The sequence below is a fragment of the Ensifer sp. WSM1721 genome (assembly GCF_000513895.2).
Taxonomy (GTDB): domain Bacteria; phylum Pseudomonadota; class Alphaproteobacteria; order Rhizobiales; family Rhizobiaceae; genus Sinorhizobium.
This window is the reverse complement of record NZ_CP165784.1, coordinates 391,247-406,681: the sequence shown is the minus strand read 5'-3', so window position 1 is coordinate 406,681 and position 15,435 is coordinate 391,247. Positions and strand designations below refer to the sequence as shown.

Here is a 15,435-nt window from a genome sequence, read left to right as displayed (position 1 = left end):
TCGAGCGACACACTTGCCGTGCGTGAAAGTAGCCGTGAGACGTAAATCCCCTGGATCAAGCGACGGCCGAGGCCTTCAGCGATCGAAGAATGTTCTGCGGCGAAGACACGCCATAGGGATCGGTTTCGCAGTTGTCGGAGAAACCTTCCTCCTCGAACCACTGCTCCACCACGCCATTGTTGACCACCGCAGCGTAGCGCCAGGAGCGCATACCGAAACCGAGATTGTCCTTGGCGACCAGCATGCCCATCTTGCGCGTGAACTCTCCCGAGCCATCGGGAATGAGTTTGACGTTCTCGAGTTCCAGCGCCTTGCCCCATGCATTCATGACGAATGCATCGTTGACCGAGAGACAGTAGACCTCGTCAATGCCCTCCTTCTTGAACTCGCCATGTAGTTCTTCGAAATCAGGGAGTTGGAGGGTTGAGCAGGTCGGGGTGAAAGCGCCTGGCAGCGAAAACAGAATGACGCGCTTGCCGCTGAAATAATCGTCGGACGTATAGTCTTCCCAGCGGTACGGGTTTGGTCCCCCTATAGAGTCATCGCGAACACGCGTGCGAAAGGTGACGAACGGAACCTTGGTCTTCGTGGTCATCAATGGTACTCCCCTAGAAGAAAAACTTGTGCACGGCTTCTCGGCTGCGGCCGGCGCGACACCGAACTCAGCCGGCACATCGGTCTAGCAAGACCCATGCCATTGGTATAAAGCAGGAAATCTCACTGCCTTTGAGCGATCCCTTGGCTTGTCCGCAAGGTCTGACAGAGCGCGCCGAAGTCGTTGGTCATGCGCGCGAAACACAGGTGCTGACTTTCGGTTGCCTTAGCGGGCCAGCGCTCCTTCGGAGATCGAAGAAGTCTCCAGGGGCTCTTGTGTCGGAAGTCGGACAAGAATGTCGCAGGCCTAACCAAGAAGTCGCAAGTCCCGCCATCGGGTGACGACAAGTCGCGCCGCGCAAAGGGTCGCCAATCGGCATGCAACTTGCTTCAATGGTTTTGTCCCGGCGCACGGCTCTGGCAGATCTCCAAGGGAAGCAGACCATGGATCAGACTGTTTTTGTTCCCAAGAGCATTGGCCCCATTGAGGACCCGACAAAAACGCTTCACAACCTGATTTCCTCATCCGACCTGACGCATCTCATGGGGGCGCATGACGGGCTTTCCGCGGCAATCGCAAAGCAGGGGGGCTTCAAGGGCCTTTGGGCGTCGGCGCTGTCCATTTCGGCGAGCCTCGGCTACCGCAACGCCAGGGAGGCAGATTGGACCCGTGTTCTCGAGGTGGTGGAGCGCATGGCAGACGCCAGCAAATTGCCGATTCTGGTCGATGGCGATTACGGCTTCGGGAACCTTAGTGCGCGGTCACTAGCAACGAAGCTTTTGCAGCGCGGCGCCTCTGGTGTGTGCATTGGGGACGCGAAAATGAACGCCTTCAGCAATCGTCATCAGTTGGCCGGAATCGATGAGTTCTCCGGCCGCCTGAAAGCGATCAAGGACACTGCGAGAAGCGACCTTGTGGTTGTCGCCCGCACCACGGCGTTGACTGGCCACGGTCTCGACGAGGCCCTTCGGCGTGCTCACGCCTATGTGTACGCCGGCGCCGATGCCATACTCATCCATTCGCCAAAGGGCGACGCTGGCGCGATTTCCGCCTTCGCGAAAAAATGGAAGAGGCTTCCGCTCGTGATCGTAGCCACGAACGACTACGGCACACCGGTTTCAGTATTTAGCGAGGCTGGCATTTCCATGTTGATCTGGGCCGATCATGCAATGCAGGCTGCGGTCGCAGGCATGCGGGCCGTATGTGACTGCGTCACGCCGAAGCAAGCATGCGCGAGCATTGAGCCGGAGGTGGCAATCATCGACGAAATGTTGGACCTGCGGCGCTATGACGAACCGCTTTCCGGGGAACATCGGTGTTTGCCCGGCCTGCATTGTGGGCATCGGCCGCGCTGAAGCACGTGCCGGATATCGACGATCTGACGGTTAAGGAGGCGCACATGCTTGCAAAACGGCTGTCTTCGCTCTCGGGGCCAGGAACGGCACGCGAGGCTGTCGCGATTGCCGCGGGGAACGGAAGACAGATCGTTGATTGCCGCTGGCGAGGTGATTGGCTCCGCCGACGGTGATGATTGCGGATGCCCAGAGCCCAGGCAACCCGGCTTGACGGGCAATCGTGGCCGAGAGTCCGTCATGCGCTTCCATCAGGAACGAGAGGCCTGGAGACGTGATGAGTTTTTGTAAGACGAACGGTATCTCCCCAAGCACGGCTGAGGCCGATAGGCCCACTGGCTGACAACACCATAACGGGAACTTCAGGAGGCGCACATGCTTGCGCAACGCACAACCATGCTCAAAGGGTCGGGGACAGCAGCGGCTCGAGCAGCGGCCAAAGAGGCCGCCGCTGCCGGCATTCAGGTGGTCGACTTGACGGCCGGCGAAATCTGGACGGACCTCGCTCCGACCATCCGTGATGGTGCAATCGCCGCGATCGACAAGGGGATCAACCGCTATACCGACACCATCGGGATCCAGGAATTGCGCGAAGCGCTGGCCCGCAAGGTGACCGAGGAAACCGGCCAGGCCTGTGGAGCCGGCGAGATCGCCGTTACGACCGGCGCCAAGCAGGCCTTGTTCAATATCGCAATGGTGCTGTTAAATCCGGGCGACGAGGTCATCATCCCGACCCCGTACTGGACGACATTTCCGGCGCAAGTCCAGATCGCCGGGGGCGTCCCGGTTCACGTTGACACAAGAGCAAATGGCTTCGTGCCCCGCATCGAAGACGTCGCGGCGGCCGTCACTCCGCGCTCGCGCGCGATAGTCGTCAACACGCCGAACAATCCGACTGGCACGGTCTATCATGCGGCGCTTTTGCGCGCGCTTGGCGAGCTTGCCATTGAGCACGATCTCTGGATCATCTTCGATGAGTGCTACGGGGATTTCATCCACACGGACATCGGCCATCATTCGATCGTGTCGACCATTCCGGAAGTGCGCTCTCGCACGGTGATCGTGAATGCCTTCAGCAAGACGCTCGCCCTGACCGGGTGGCGGATCGGCTATCTGGCGGGCCCGGAGCCTCTCGTCAGCGCGGTGAAAGCCCTGCAATCCCATACGACGTCGAATCCGAACGTGATCGCTCAGCATGCGGCCTTGCATCATCTGGAGACCACGGAAGGAACGTTCGAGGCGGGTCTGCAAAGACAACTCGCGGCTGCGCGCAACATGGGTCTCCAAGTGCTTTCGGGCCTGTCGCGCATACCGACACCGGCGGCGATGGGCGGCTTCTACTTCTATCTCGATATAAGGAACTTGGTGGCGCCCGATCCATGCAACCTGGTGATCGGCGATCGTGACGTCGACACGCTGGTTCGCGAGCTGATCGCGAAGGCGGGCGTCGCGGCGGTTCCCGGGACAGCATTCGGGGATCCTTTTGGCATCCGCCTTTCCTACGGAGTCCCGTCCGATGTCTTGCAGGACGGCCTCGTCCGCTTGGTCGAATTCCTGAATGCCTGGAGTTACGGAGCTTCGCCGCGAGCGGAAAACGAAGAAAGGGTGCTGTCATGACGATGCTTCCGACCAAGGCCGTGATATTGGCGGCGGGGTTCGGATCCCGGCTGCGACCGCTCACCGACCTGCGGCCCAAGCCGCTCGTCGAGGTCAACGGCACGCCGATCCTTCATAATGCATTGCGCAATCTCGAAGCGCTCGGCGTTGACCACGTCACTATCGTCGTCGGCTACCGGAAGGATGCCATCCAGTATTCCTGCGGCAGCCGGTTCGGCAACATTGCGATCAGCTATGTGGAGTCGAGCGTCTTTGACAAAACAGGCAGTGCCTATTCGCTCTGGCTGGCCCGCCACGCGCTTTTGTCGGGCGACACTTACTTGCTGGAAGGCGACGTGTTCTTCGACATCGAGGCGCTGCGCAAGCTCTCCCTCTTCCAAACCGGCAACGTCGCGGCCGTGGCGCCGTTCGACCGGTCGATGGAGGGCTCGGCAGTCGTGTTGAGCGACAATGGGAACATCGCCGAGGTGCGGATGAAGCAGACTGCGGCAAACCTGCTCGAGGGGATACCGCGTCTCTTCAAGACGATGAACCTGATCCGGTTCTCCGGCGGCGATCTGCGCCAGATGATCGTTCCGTGTCTGCACGATCTCATCAGTTGTGGCGCCGTGACGGCCTACACCGAAGAGCTACTTTCGCACCTGGTCGAGCGCAAAGGCCTGCAGATTGCGGCAGCCCGCTGCGACGATGTGCGCTGGTACGAGATCGACAGTGAGGCGGATCTCCGCATCGCCGAGGCGATGTTCATCACCGCTCGCGAGCTGCCCTGCTAGCGGCTAGAGCAGGGAGAAAGAACATGCTTCGCTATCTTCTCGATCCGGCCAATGCAATTACGACAGCCGGGCTGTATTCTCAGATGGTAATCGAAGCCGTACGGAGTCTCTCAACGAGGTGCCCCCGTCAATTCCTGCTTCGGCAGATAACGATCTTCGGCCAATGCCAATTCGTCGTATCGTAAAAGGCTAAAGACCTCGTCGAGCGTGGCAACCTCCGCCTCGACCCCGGCAATGCTCTCTTCCGCAGCTATGCGACTGCATACCTCGCGCATCCCGGCGATTGCAGCCCGCATCGTATGGTTTGCCCAGATCACAGTCGAGATGTCGGCATCTCGATAAGTCGAAACCGGCGTGCGGTAGTATTTGGTCGGCACAATCACGAGCGGAAGCTTCTGCCACTGCTTCGCGAAAGCGAGAATCTCGCCCGCATCGCTCTTGCGCGAATGGATCAGGATCGCGTCTGCGCCGGCATCGGCATAGGCGTCAGCGCGTTTCAGAGCCTCTTCCAGGCCGAAGCCGGCAATCAACGCTTCGGTCCTGGCGACCAGGACAAGGTCATTCCCTGTTGTGTCTTTGATCGCTTTGAGGCGGCCGGAAAACTCACCGATGTCGGCGAGGCGATGGTGGTCTCCGACGAAGCTATTTACCTTCGGGAAGCCCTTGTCCTCCAGGCAGACGCCGGCGCCCCCGTGCTTCAAGAGCTTCATTGCCAGCAGCCGAGCGTTATTGAAGTTGCCGAACCCCGAGTCGCCGTCGACCAGGATTGGCAATCCACTAGCGTCGGCCACGCGCTCCACCACATCGACCAATTCGGTCCAACTCGCCTCGCTGGCGTCGCGATAGCCGAGTGCCGAAGAGATCGAAAGTCCGGAGGCCCAAAGGCCTTTGAAGCCCGCCTGCTTCGCAATCGCCGCCGAGAGTCCGTCGTGGGCTTCCATAAGGAATGACAGGTCGCTGGAGCAAATGAGATCACGGAGTGTCTTCGTCGGGTCCTGGACGGGGCCGATCGGCCGGGGCATGAAAAATGGCTGATCCATTGTCATTCCTCCTTCATGAACGAAGCTTGAGTAATCCTGGCCGAAAAGGCAATGGACGTATGAAGTATATTTTCAATATGCTTTTGGAAAAATCACGCGCCGTTAGGACCCTAAATAATATATTTCGGGACATATGAAAAAATCTATTTATATGGGTTCAGGAAGGAACAACCGCTTGAAGCCGATGGCGCAACCGATGCAACATTGTGCTTGGCCTTGGTCAACTCATGCCACCGGCACTGAATGTTGTTTGATCCAACGAATTTACTCAATGGAAGTCGACAAAGGAGAGCAAGATGTGGTTCTGCGAGAAAACCCCCCAGTGCCGCGGAATAGATATCCCAAAGGCGCGTGCGAAGGCCGACACAGCCTACGATGCTGTACTCAAATTGCTCTACAGCTACGCCTTGGTGCCGGGACAGCATCTCAGGGACAAGGAACTGGCGTCCAAACTCAACATCGGCCGAACTCCCGTACGCGAAGCGCTTATCCGACTTGCAGCTGAAGGGAAGATCATATCCCTTCCTCACAGGGGCTACTTCACGAGGCCACTCACCGAGTGGGCTCTATTGGACTCATATGCCGTGGCACGAGAAATTCTCACCTCGGCGATAGGGCGCGTACGAAATCAGTCACCCTTACACACCGCCACCTGTAACGAATTGATCCCAGCAGAACTCGCACTTCGAGCGGAGAGGATCTTCAGGGAAATTGCCGAAGCGACATCGAATTGCGAAATGTGCAAAATCATTGAGAATTTCTGTTTTTGCACTCACCCTTTACGCATGGAAATAACCGCATCCAAGCTTTCTCTATCGTTTGGGAAAAGTCTCGCCAAGCTGGCGGGTGCGATGTCCCATCTTGGCAATGCAACGGGAGTGGTGGAGTCCGCATTAATGAGCCACCTTAGCTTAGAGCAGAGCGCAGTCTCAAGCATTGTGCAAGACATGAACGCACGACGGCTAACAATCTTTCCCTCGTAGCGAGAGGTGCGTGACCAATTCCTCTGCCCAAGGAGGAAGGCACGGGAACGGTAGGCCCATACTGGAATGAACCCACCTGCGTTTAACGTTTGACCATGGTGCCGTTCACGGTTCTTTGCCGAAGTGACGGGCACCATAAACGATACCGCTCCGCTGCAGGGACGCTGTCCTGCGGAAGACGACGTTCGCAAGTAATACCAGTCCGACAATAGGTAGGGTTTGTTCGATTCTCGACACAGGCGGATTGAGCCAATCTCCTCTTCTGCCTCAAGCTAAACAACTGAAAAGACAATCTCAAACTTATTTCCTCGGCCAAATCCGTCAAATCGGCACGTGTTTTGAAGACCGTGCTTGGAGTGCGGCGAGAGTTGCCGGCTCGTATTCGGGAGGCGCTACTGAGTTCAACGCAAGCGGTGCGCTGTCTGAGATTGGAAATGCTGTGTCTCGACGATTTCGCTCGCCCCTTTTGGTCGAGCAGCCATACGCGCCGGAGAGCCCATCGCCTTCCCGGCCAGCGAAGACACCAATTGGCGAATGGTTGATGGTAGGAGAAACCAAAGTGGTGAGCAAGCCGATCCCAGATCATGTCCCACCCGAAATGGTGAAGGACTTCAGCCTGTTCACGTCGCCCGACATGCAGCGCACGCCCAACGGGGATCCGCACGCAGCTGTCGCTTGCCTCCACGCCGGGCCGCCAATCTTTTTTTCTCCCAACAACACGCGCGATGGCCGAGGGACCTGGGTCATCACTCGCGCTAAGGACCAACGCCGAGTGCTACAGGACCCCGAGACCTTTTCCAGCCATCGCAGCATCTTCGCCTCGGCGCTCGGCGAAAACTGGCCGATGATCCCGCTGGAGCTCGACCCGCCGGTCCACGCCGTCTTTCGCTCGTTACTCAATCCCTTGTTTTCGCCCAAGCGGGTGATGGCGCTGGAGCCGGCCGTCCGTGAACGTGCGGTCGCGCTGATCGACAGGATCTCCGCGTCGAGCACAAGTTGTGACGTTATGAAGGATTTCGCCTTTCCCTTTGCGGTCAGCATTTTTCTTTGCTTTCTGGGCCTATCTGATGAGCGGCTCGACACATTTGTCGGCTGGGGGAAGGATCTGCTCCACGGAGGCGCTGTCAAACGAACAGTGGCGGCCCGGGCCATTGTGCAGTTCATCGATGAACTTGCAGCCCTGCGCCGCAAAGATCCGGTCGTTGATTTCATGACCTTCATCGTTGAAGCTGAGGTCGATGGCCGTCCGCTAACCGGCGAGGAGGTCCGTGGCATCGGCGTGCTTTTGTTGGTCGCAGGACTCGACACGGTCGCTACAGCGATAGGCTTCGACTTGGCCTATCTTGCGCGCAATCTCGAAGACCAGGAATTGCTGCGGAATGAACCGGAACGGATCGTGCCTGCAGCCGAAGAATTGCTGCGGGCCTATTCGACCGTGCAGATGATCCGCGTAGCAAGGAAAGATATCGATTTCGAAGGCGCGCCGATCCGTAAGGGCGACTACATTTCCTGCGCCACGATGATTGCCAATCGTGACCCAGCGGAATTCGATCACCCCAACACGATCGATCTCGCACGAGAGGACAATCGCCACTCTGCCTTCGCCTGTGGTCCCCACCGTTGTCTTGGCTCGCACCTTGCCCGGCGGGAGATTGTTGTTGGCCTCGAGGAGTGGCTGGCCCGCATCCCGGCCTTCCGTATCAAGGAAGGTACGTCGCCCATCACCTACGGCGGCCATGTGTTCGGAATCGAGAATCTGATTCTGGACTGGTCCTGACCAATGGCCGCAGGGGGCACAGACATGGAGGTACTGCATGCGCATCATCGTCCACAACGCCAAATGCCAGGGCCACGCGCGATGCTGGTCGCAAGCGCCCCACATCTTCAAGCTGGATGAGGACGGCTATATCCTGCCTGGTGACATCGAGGTTGCGGAGAGGGACGAACTCCTCGCGTCACGAGGCGCTCGATCCTGCCCCGATCATGCGCTGGAAATTGATCGCTCGCCCGATGAATTGCTTGATCGGTTTTTGTTCAATCAAGAACCTGGAGGCTTCAAGTAACTAGAGCTTTCCCGTACAGGACCGCAACAGCCTGTGTCCAGACATTCAGCCGCTGTGCCAATTCCTCTGCAGTGGCTGTTCACGTCGATACGCAATCGGTGGCCAGTGTTTGCCGACAGCGGAGCTGCCTCAACCGCCGAACAGTCCGAAATCGTTGCTGCGTAACTGAAGCGCGAACACGTCTCTTCCAATCTCAGATCTGCGACAAAACCATGGACCACGAAAAAATTGCCGAACTACTCGACCGCGAGGCGATCCGCGACTGTCTCTATCGGTACTGCCGCGGGGTGGACCGCGCGGATGAGGCGGCGCTACGTAGCTCCTACTGGCCCGATGCGCATGACAGTCACGGGGCCTATTCCGGCTCGGCCGAGGGTTTCATTGAGTTCGCGCTGGGTGTCTTGAAGACCGAACCGCGAAATATCCATCAAATCACTAACGTTCTGATCGAGTTCATCGGCCCGGCAGAGGCCGCCGTCGAGAGTTACTTCACTGCTCGGCAACGCGGACCGGACGGGGCCAGGACAATACGTCAGGTTCTCCTTTGCGGTCGCTATTGCGACCTGTTTCAGAAGAGGGAAGGGGAGTGGCGAATTGCCGAGCGCACTGTGGTCTACGATTGGCTTGAGGAGCAGACCCCGCCGGCAGCATCCGAGGTAAAGCGGTTCGGTCTTCGCCAGCCCATCGGAGCATCGCATCCGGACGATCCGGTCTACGCGCTCGGGAAGCGCTGCATACCTTCCCAGGCGCGAAAGTGAGGCGGAGAGCTTCCTTTATGAAGTCGCCAGAACGCGTTGTCATCATTACAGGCGCTGCAGGCGGGATCGGCCGTGCCCTGGTCGATGTCTTTGCCGCCGATGGAGACATTGTCGTCGCGCTGGACCTCCCTGGCAGCGGCGTGATTGAATTGGGCCGCAGTCTTGGCCAGCCGCATCTCGGCCTGGAGTTCGATGTCTCCGGGGAGGAGGACATCCTTGCCCTTTACGATCGGATCGATGCACAGTTTGCTGAGGTCGGCGTACTGGTCAACAACGCGGCTGTGGGGCCCACAATGGCCGCGACTGTCGACACGAGCGTCGATGATTTTCGACGCACGTTGCAAATAAACCTGATCGCGCCTTTCGTCATGGCCCGCGAAGCAGCGCGGCGGATGCAGCCGGGCGCTGTCATCGCCAATGTCGCCTCGATGGCGGGCGTGCTCGGGAATCCCAGACGCAATGCCTACGCCGCCTCGAAAGCGGGCCTTATCGCGATCACGAATTCGCTGGCATGCGAGTTGGCTTCGAGCGCCATCCGCGTGACGGCAGTAGCGCCTGGGTATGTCCGCACGCCAATGATTGCCCGACTGGAGCATGCAGGCAAGATAGACCTCGCGGCGGTTCGCCGCCGCGTGCCGATGGGGCGGATGGCGCGTCCCGACGAGATCGCCAGGACCGTGCGTTTTCTGGCTAGCACGCACGCGGGTTACATCAACGGTTCGGTGCTGACGGTTGATGGTGGTTGGATGTGCTTCAATCAGCCCGGCGATGCACATCCGCCGGTATATGCGGCGGCGCCAGCAGAACTCTCCCCTCCGGCCGAGCACACCGGAGCGCGGATCGTGCTTGTTACCGGCGGGGCGAACAGCATTGGCGCGGCCGTCGTTCGCCGCTTTGCCGCAAGCGGCGCCACTGTCGCAATTGCTGACAGAGACGGTGCAGCAGCGGCAGAGCTCGCTGGTTTTCTCGGTGGCAAGCACATGGCGAAATCCGTGGACGTGGCTGTCGAGAGGGAGGCCGTAGCGCTGTTTGAGGAGCTGCGGCAGCGCTTCGGCGGGCTCGATGTTCTCGTCAACTGTACTGCTGCGGCCGATACTTTTGTGCCAGGGATCCAACAAGCACCGACCCAGATCGAACGCGCCGTGGATGTCAATCTTACCGGCGCCTTCGCCTGCGCGCGTGAGGCCATCAAGACGATGCGCCCCGGCGGCGTGATCCTTAATGTCGCATCGATCGATACTATTCTGCCCTCCGCACCAAACCATGCCTATGGCGCGTCCAAGGCGGGGCTGGAGATTTTGACCCGGTGCCTGGCGGCCGAACTCGGACCGGTTGGCCTTCGGACAGCCACCGTCGCTCCTGTCCAGATCCGCACGCCTGGCATCGCTCGCTCGGCAAAGCTCGGCAGCATCGACCCAGAAGCGATTAGCCAGTCGAACCGTATGGGCAGGATGGGACAGCCGGAAACCGTCGCTGACGCAGCGTTCTTCCTGGCTTCGTCTGACGCCTCATACGTCAACGGCTCCATCCTCCACGTGGATGGCGGCTGGACCTGTTTTGGCGATGCGGGATCGGGAAGAAAGCTCGATCAGGAACAACTAAAGGAGGCTCAGAAATGATTGTCGACCATCCGCCGGGCGACGTGCGGCGGCCCGTTAAAGCAGTGCCAAGCTTTCGGAAATCGCGCGCCTGTCGAGTCTTCCTACGGACCAATCTCCCTGCAACCGAGGAAACGCCATGGAATTCGCGACCTTCATCCTCGCAGCCCAGCGCGGCTATCATCAATCATCCGAAAGCGTCGTTCGCAACTCAATCGAACAGGCAGTTCTTTCGGAGCAGGCTGGCTTTAACACCGTATGGTTCGCCGAGCACCACTTTAACAATTACTCGCTGATTCCGTCGCCCTTGATGATGGTGGCGCATTGCGCCGGAGTGACGAGCGCCATTCGCCTCGGCACCGCGGTCTGCGTGCTACCGCTCTACCAACCGCAGCGCCTGCTTTCCGAGATCGGCCTCGCCGATATCGTTTCGAATGGCCGCCTTGAGCTCGGCATCGGCTCCGGATACCAGCAGTTCGAGTTCGAGCGCTTCGGCATCGACATCGATCAGGCGCCAGCCGTCTTTTCCGAATATCTGGACATCCTCCTCAAGGGCCTCGATCAAGAAATTTTCGAGCACGACGGCCATCAGTTGAAGATACCGTCGACGGCGATTTCGGTACGTACCGTTCAGAAACCACGGCCGCCAATTTGGGTCGCCGCAGCGTCGCCACCCAGCATGGGCCGGGCTTTTCGAGAGGGACACAACGTTTTGGTCACGGCATTTCACGATGGCTTGGATGCTTTAAGCACATTGCGGGAAAGCCTGGAAAAAGCAGCTTCCTTCGAGGGCAAGAATGTCTCGGACGCCAAAGTGTCGCTGTTGCGCTGCTGCTATGCTAGCGACGACGAGGCGGACATCAACAGCTATCTCGACAATGCCCGCTTCCAACGCCGGCTATCGGAGGCTCTGTACAAACGCCGCCAGCAAAGCAAGGACGGTTATCTGCTGCAGGAAACGCCGACGGAACAGGATCTGTCGTTCGAGACCATGCGCGAGAACCTGCCGATCGGCAGCGTGAATCGGGTGATCGACCGACTGCTGGAAGAAATCAGTATTCTGAGACCGGCTCAGATCGCGATTCAGACCCAATTGGGCGATTTCGACCAGAAGACGATGCTGCGGCAAATCGAGCTCTGGGGAGAAAAGATCATCCCAGCAGTCAACAAGTCGCTTGGTCACGCGGCCGGGATGGCAGAGTGACCGCTAATTCGAACGACGGCGTGCTTTTCGACTATTGGTTGTTCCGACGTGCTTGGGAGAGTTGCTTCCGCTGAATGCCCCCCGATGACCTATCTCCAACACGAGCGACATTACAGGCGACGGCACTACGACCGCGACCGTGCTCGCGCAGGCGATCGTCAGAGAGGACCGAAGGCCGTCGCCTCCGGCATGAACCCGATGGACTTGAAACGAGACATCGACCTCGCCGTCAACGGCTACCGGCGCAAGTCCATGCTGGAGGATATTGCAATCCTGGCGGCAAGGCACCGAGATCTCCAGAGACCTCGGCATCAAGTTGGAGAACGTCACGCTCGACATGCTCGGCCGTGCAACGAAGGTCTCGATCGAAAAGGAGAACACCACGATCATCAACGGCGCCGGCGCGAAAGCCGACATTGATGGCCGCGTTGCGCAGATCAGGGCGCAGATCGAAGAGACGACATCCGATGATCGCGAGAAGCTGCAGGAGCGCCTTGCCAGGCTCGCCGGCGGCGCTGCCGTAATTCGGGTCGTCGGCTCGACGGAAGTCGAGTGAAGGAACCGACGGACCGCGTCGACGATTCGCTGCATGCAACGCGTGCGGCAGTCGAGGAAGGCATTCTCCAGAGGAGGCGGCGTGGACTGCTGCGTGCGGTCAAGGCTAGCCCGGCTCATCTCAAGCCGATCACATCGCTTGATGTTGCCCATCCCCACACGTTCCAGTGGCACATGTACGCCGATCTTGCTGCAGCTATTACCATTACCTCTGTGGCCGATGGCTGGCCTTCGCACGCAGGAGGCTTGGGTATCGCAAGCAGCGTGACGGCCGTTCCGCTAGTTCAGCAGGAACGTGGAGGTTGGCACTCGAAGTGCCGCCGCTATGCGCCTGAGCCGGCCCGGGTCGACATCAGCGCCTAGTTCAATGCTTGTGATTTCTGCGCAAGTCAGTCCGCAGGTCAATGCAAGATCCTCGACGCTATATCCCACCGCTTCGCGAGATCGCCGAACAGCGGCGCCGATATCGACGTCGCCTCGGCTCGTGACGGACGCGCCTGCATTGCTCATTGAATTTGCCATAGGGCAACTCCTTCTATCATGTATCATTAGGGATATCGCAGCTACAGGGGCAGGACAGATCGATAATGTTGCAGCGCAATATTTGTGCGATAAGTATGACAATTTGCAAGGCAGGTGGCGGGAAGACCCCACGCCGCATAATGGTGTCGCACTTTGCGAGCTGTGAACCAGTCGGACACGCCGATCTCCTTGCTCGTGGGCGACCGTCGGAGACCGAGTGGTCGGAGGCGAGCACAACGCTAGTCGATCCGGGCCGGCTGACGGTGACGAGCACATCTGCCGGTCAGCGCAGGTCGAGGTTACTCAGTTCCCTGAGCTCCATAAGCGGTCCATTCTGCCAATGGTCGGGGTCATTCCATCAATCGCGATGTCACCCACGACACGAACATCGGGTCGGCAGCTCCTGCCGCCTCGCGACATGGAGTTACAAAAGTCGTGCCAACTGTGCAGCGGAAGCTCAGAAATAATTCCGCATACTGAGTATGAGCGTGATAGAGACAGCCGATCACTACCCCGTCGCGGACTCCGCAAAATCAGACAATGGGTGCAGGATGCTTGCCTCGGTCGAGCTCTGAGGCACAGTCTGCGCTGCGAAAATCGCATCATATCTCGTCCGGAACGTGCGCCGGTTGCTGGGCATGGCGCCGCAGTCGGCACAAGTGGCGTGGACGGCCGTCGAAAACCCGGTTGAGTGACGGGCCGACCGTCGCCGCCAAACTCTGGATACCCTTCGCTTCTTGCACGTGATCAATCCAGAGCCGTCCAATTTCGACCTATGTAGAGAGAAGCTGACAACGCAACTTGCGGCCCTAAATTGCGCCCGCTTCGGCCGTTCGTAGGAGAAACTCGACCATCGCATTGAGCATATGGAGCTGGCGGTTGCCGATTGGGAGGAAGGCGAGGCCTGGGAGGACAGTGGCAAACATCGCCTTGGTTCTACCGGCGCTGAAGGCGCAATGGACCTCAGCTCGGTGGAGATCGGATTTCTTGCAGCGCAACCTTCGTGACCGTTTTATCGGCGCCACCCACCGCGGAGCCGAGGTCGTGACTTCGCGCCTTTCCTCAGGGAGCTCATAACCAAGCGGAGGTTCATATTGGGAACCACACCCACTCTCCACCTGGGAGCATGGATGTCCGTTCGCCTCCATTTCGAAGCACGTTGATTCTGCTGTCGTCATCACTAACCGAGGTCAATCTAAAGCGATCGCCAAGGAACAGCATCCGACAGCTTCCGTCGGCTTTGTCGGATCAGCGACACAGACTTGTTTAGCCGATGTCTTGTTTCGGCTTAGTGTAATTACCTGAAAAAACAATCAAAATATTCTCCTTCGGCTCGATCAGGCAGATTTGGCACGAGTCTTGAAACTCCTCATTGCGAGGCGGCGCGAGCTGCCGACCGCCATTGCGCGATGGATGGAACGAAGGAAGGAAGGCAACATGTCAGATTTGCGTCAAATCGCATTCTACGGCAAGGGGGGCATCGGCAAGTCCACCACCTCCCAAAATACGCTCGCGGCCCTTGTCGATCTCGGGCAGAAGATCCTTATCGTCGGCTGCGATCCCAAAGCCGACTCCACCCGCCTTATCCTGAACTCGAAAGCGCAGGACACGGTTCTGCACCTCGCGGCAGAGGAAGGTTCGGTGGAAGACCTCGAACTCGAGGACGTGCTCAAGGTCGGCTACCGAGGCATCAAGTGCGTGGAGTCCGGTGGCCCGGAGCCGGGCGTCGGTTGCGCGGGCCGTGGCGTCATCACCTCCATCAACTTCCTCGAGGAGAACGGCGCCTATGACGACGTCGACTACGTCTCCTACGACGTGCTCGGCGACGTCGTATGCGGCGGCTTCGCTATGCCCATTCGCGAGAACAAGGCGCAAGAAATCTACATCGTCATGTCCGGCGAAATGATGGCGCTCTACGCAGCCAACAACATCGCCAAGGGTATCCTGAAATATGCCCATTCTGGCGGTGTGCGGCTCGGGGGGCTGATTTGCAACGAGCGCCAGACAGACCGCGAGCTCGACCTCTCCGAGGCGCTGGCTGCCAAGCTCAATTCCAAGCTCATTCACTTCGTGCCGCGTGACAACATCGTCCAGCACGCCGAGCTCAGGAAGATGACAGTGATCGAGTATGCGCCGGACTCCAAGCAGGCCGGGGAATATCGCGCGCTAGCCGAGAAGATCCACGCCAATTCGGGCCAGGGCACCGTCCCGACCCCGATTACCATGGAGGAACTCGAGGACATGCTGCTCGACTTTGGCATCATGAAAACCGACGAGCAGATGCTTGCGGAGCTTCAGGCCAAAGAAGCCAAGCTGGCGGTTGCCCACTAACTCCCCCGCCGTCAGCGGGAGCGCGCCGGCCTCGACCCGGCGCG

General features: G+C 59.0%; 13 protein-coding genes and 1 pseudogene. 11 read left to right on the top strand and 3 right to left on the bottom strand.

Annotation, left to right across the window (positions count from 1 at the left end):
- Positions 1–55 precede the first annotated feature (55 nt).
- Positions 56–595 (bottom strand): peroxiredoxin, encoded by a 540-nt coding sequence (locus tag M728_RS27420; protein WP_026622552.1) that lies wholly within the window; start codon positions 593–595, stop codon positions 56–58.
- Positions 596–1,038: 443 nt separating this feature from the next.
- On the opposite strand from M728_RS27420, the gene M728_RS27415 reads away from it, so the two are divergent.
- The 3 genes from M728_RS27415 to M728_RS27405 all read left to right on the top strand — a co-directional run bounded on the left by M728_RS27415 (position 1,039) and on the right by M728_RS27405 (position 4,337).
- A complete protein-coding gene (locus M728_RS27415; RefSeq protein WP_034884320.1) occupies positions 1,039–1,950 on the top strand; it encodes an isocitrate lyase/phosphoenolpyruvate mutase family protein in 912 nt (303 codons plus the stop codon).
- A gap of 372 nt (positions 1,951–2,322) precedes the next feature.
- Positions 2,323–3,564: a pyridoxal phosphate-dependent aminotransferase gene (locus M728_RS27410; RefSeq protein ID WP_026622551.1), complete on the top strand. Its 1,242-nt coding sequence runs from the start codon at positions 2,323–2,325 to the stop codon at positions 3,562–3,564.
- On the top strand, positions 3,561–4,337 hold the full coding sequence (locus M728_RS27405) for a phosphocholine cytidylyltransferase family protein (protein ID WP_026622550.1): 777 nt from the start codon (positions 3,561–3,563) through the stop codon (positions 4,335–4,337). The genes M728_RS27410 and M728_RS27405 overlap by 4 nt, the downstream gene beginning before the upstream one ends.
- Positions 4,338–4,447: 110 nt before the next feature.
- Here M728_RS27405 and aepX read toward each other — a convergent pair whose 3' ends face one another.
- Entirely contained in the window at positions 4,448–5,377 is a 930-nt protein-coding gene (gene aepX / locus M728_RS27400) for a phosphoenolpyruvate mutase (RefSeq protein WP_245269794.1), read from the bottom strand.
- Positions 5,378–5,673: 296 nt separating this feature from the next.
- On the opposite strand from aepX, the gene M728_RS27395 reads away from it, so the two are divergent.
- The 7 genes and pseudogenes from M728_RS27395 to groEL all read left to right on the top strand — a co-directional run.
- Entirely contained in the window at positions 5,674–6,360 is a 687-nt protein-coding gene (locus M728_RS27395) for a GntR family transcriptional regulator (protein ID WP_026622548.1), read from the top strand.
- A gap of 598 nt (positions 6,361–6,958) precedes the next feature.
- Positions 6,959–8,137 (top strand): cytochrome P450, encoded by a 1,179-nt coding sequence (locus M728_RS27390; protein WP_051441018.1) that lies wholly within the window; start codon positions 6,959–6,961, stop codon positions 8,135–8,137.
- Between the two features lie 37 nt (positions 8,138–8,174).
- Positions 8,175–8,423, top strand: coding sequence for a ferredoxin (locus M728_RS27385; protein ID WP_026622546.1), 249 nt, complete (start codon positions 8,175–8,177; stop codon positions 8,421–8,423).
- A gap of 212 nt (positions 8,424–8,635) precedes the next feature.
- Positions 8,636–9,181 carry a nuclear transport factor 2 family protein gene (locus tag M728_RS27380; RefSeq protein WP_026622545.1) on the top strand — a complete coding sequence of 182 codons (546 nt, stop codon included), beginning with the start codon at positions 8,636–8,638 and terminating at the stop codon, positions 9,179–9,181.
- Positions 9,182–9,198: 17 nt separating this feature from the next.
- A complete protein-coding gene (locus M728_RS27375; protein ID WP_026622544.1) occupies positions 9,199–10,800 on the top strand; it encodes an SDR family oxidoreductase in 1,602 nt (533 codons plus the stop codon).
- 118 nt (positions 10,801–10,918) lie between these two features.
- Positions 10,919–11,983, top strand: coding sequence for an LLM class flavin-dependent oxidoreductase (locus tag M728_RS27370; RefSeq protein ID WP_026622543.1), 1,065 nt, complete (start codon positions 10,919–10,921; stop codon positions 11,981–11,983).
- 234 nt (positions 11,984–12,217) lie between these two features.
- Positions 12,218–12,637, top strand: a pseudogene (groEL, locus tag M728_RS27365) (chaperonin GroEL); the annotation flags it as partial.
- A 180-nt stretch (positions 12,638–12,817) separates the two neighbouring features.
- Here groEL and M728_RS27360 read toward each other — a convergent pair.
- A complete protein-coding gene (locus M728_RS27360; protein WP_370906512.1) occupies positions 12,818–13,060 on the bottom strand; it encodes a helix-turn-helix domain-containing protein in 243 nt (80 codons plus the stop codon).
- 1,437 nt (positions 13,061–14,497) lie between these two features.
- Between M728_RS27360 and nifH the strand changes: the two genes are divergently transcribed.
- A complete protein-coding gene (nifH, locus tag M728_RS27355; protein WP_026622886.1) occupies positions 14,498–15,391 on the top strand; it encodes a nitrogenase iron protein in 894 nt (297 codons plus the stop codon).
- Positions 15,392–15,435: the final 44 nt, after the last annotated feature.

Excerpts from the sequence above, each read along its gene's own strand:
- M728_RS27420 (WP_026622552.1), bottom strand. The coding sequence starts at position 595 with ATGACCACGAAGACCAAGGTTCCGTTCGTCACCTTTCGCACGCGTGTT.
- nifH (WP_026622886.1), top strand. The coding sequence starts at position 14,498 with ATGTCAGATTTGCGTCAAATCGCATTCTACGGCAAGGGGGGCATCGGC.
- M728_RS27395 (WP_026622548.1), top strand. The coding sequence starts at position 5,674 with ATGTGGTTCTGCGAGAAAACCCCCCAGTGCCGCGGAATAGATATCCCA.
- M728_RS27380 (WP_026622545.1), top strand. The coding sequence starts at position 8,636 with ATGGACCACGAAAAAATTGCCGAACTACTCGACCGCGAGGCGATCCGC.
- M728_RS27390 (WP_051441018.1), top strand. The coding sequence starts at position 6,959 with ATGGTGAAGGACTTCAGCCTGTTCACGTCGCCCGACATGCAGCGCACG.
- aepX (WP_245269794.1), bottom strand. The coding sequence starts at position 5,377 with ATGGATCAGCCATTTTTCATGCCCCGGCCGATCGGCCCCGTCCAGGAC.
- M728_RS27415 (WP_034884320.1), top strand. The coding sequence starts at position 1,039 with ATGGATCAGACTGTTTTTGTTCCCAAGAGCATTGGCCCCATTGAGGAC.
- M728_RS27370 (WP_026622543.1), top strand. The coding sequence starts at position 10,919 with ATGGAATTCGCGACCTTCATCCTCGCAGCCCAGCGCGGCTATCATCAA.
- M728_RS27410 (WP_026622551.1), top strand. The coding sequence starts at position 2,323 with ATGCTTGCGCAACGCACAACCATGCTCAAAGGGTCGGGGACAGCAGCG.
- M728_RS27375 (WP_026622544.1), top strand. The coding sequence starts at position 9,199 with ATGAAGTCGCCAGAACGCGTTGTCATCATTACAGGCGCTGCAGGCGGG.
- M728_RS27360 (WP_370906512.1), bottom strand. The coding sequence starts at position 13,060 with ATGGCAAATTCAATGAGCAATGCAGGCGCGTCCGTCACGAGCCGAGGC.
- M728_RS27405 (WP_026622550.1), top strand. The coding sequence starts at position 3,561 with ATGACGATGCTTCCGACCAAGGCCGTGATATTGGCGGCGGGGTTCGGA.
- M728_RS27385 (WP_026622546.1), top strand. The coding sequence starts at position 8,175 with ATGCGCATCATCGTCCACAACGCCAAATGCCAGGGCCACGCGCGATGC.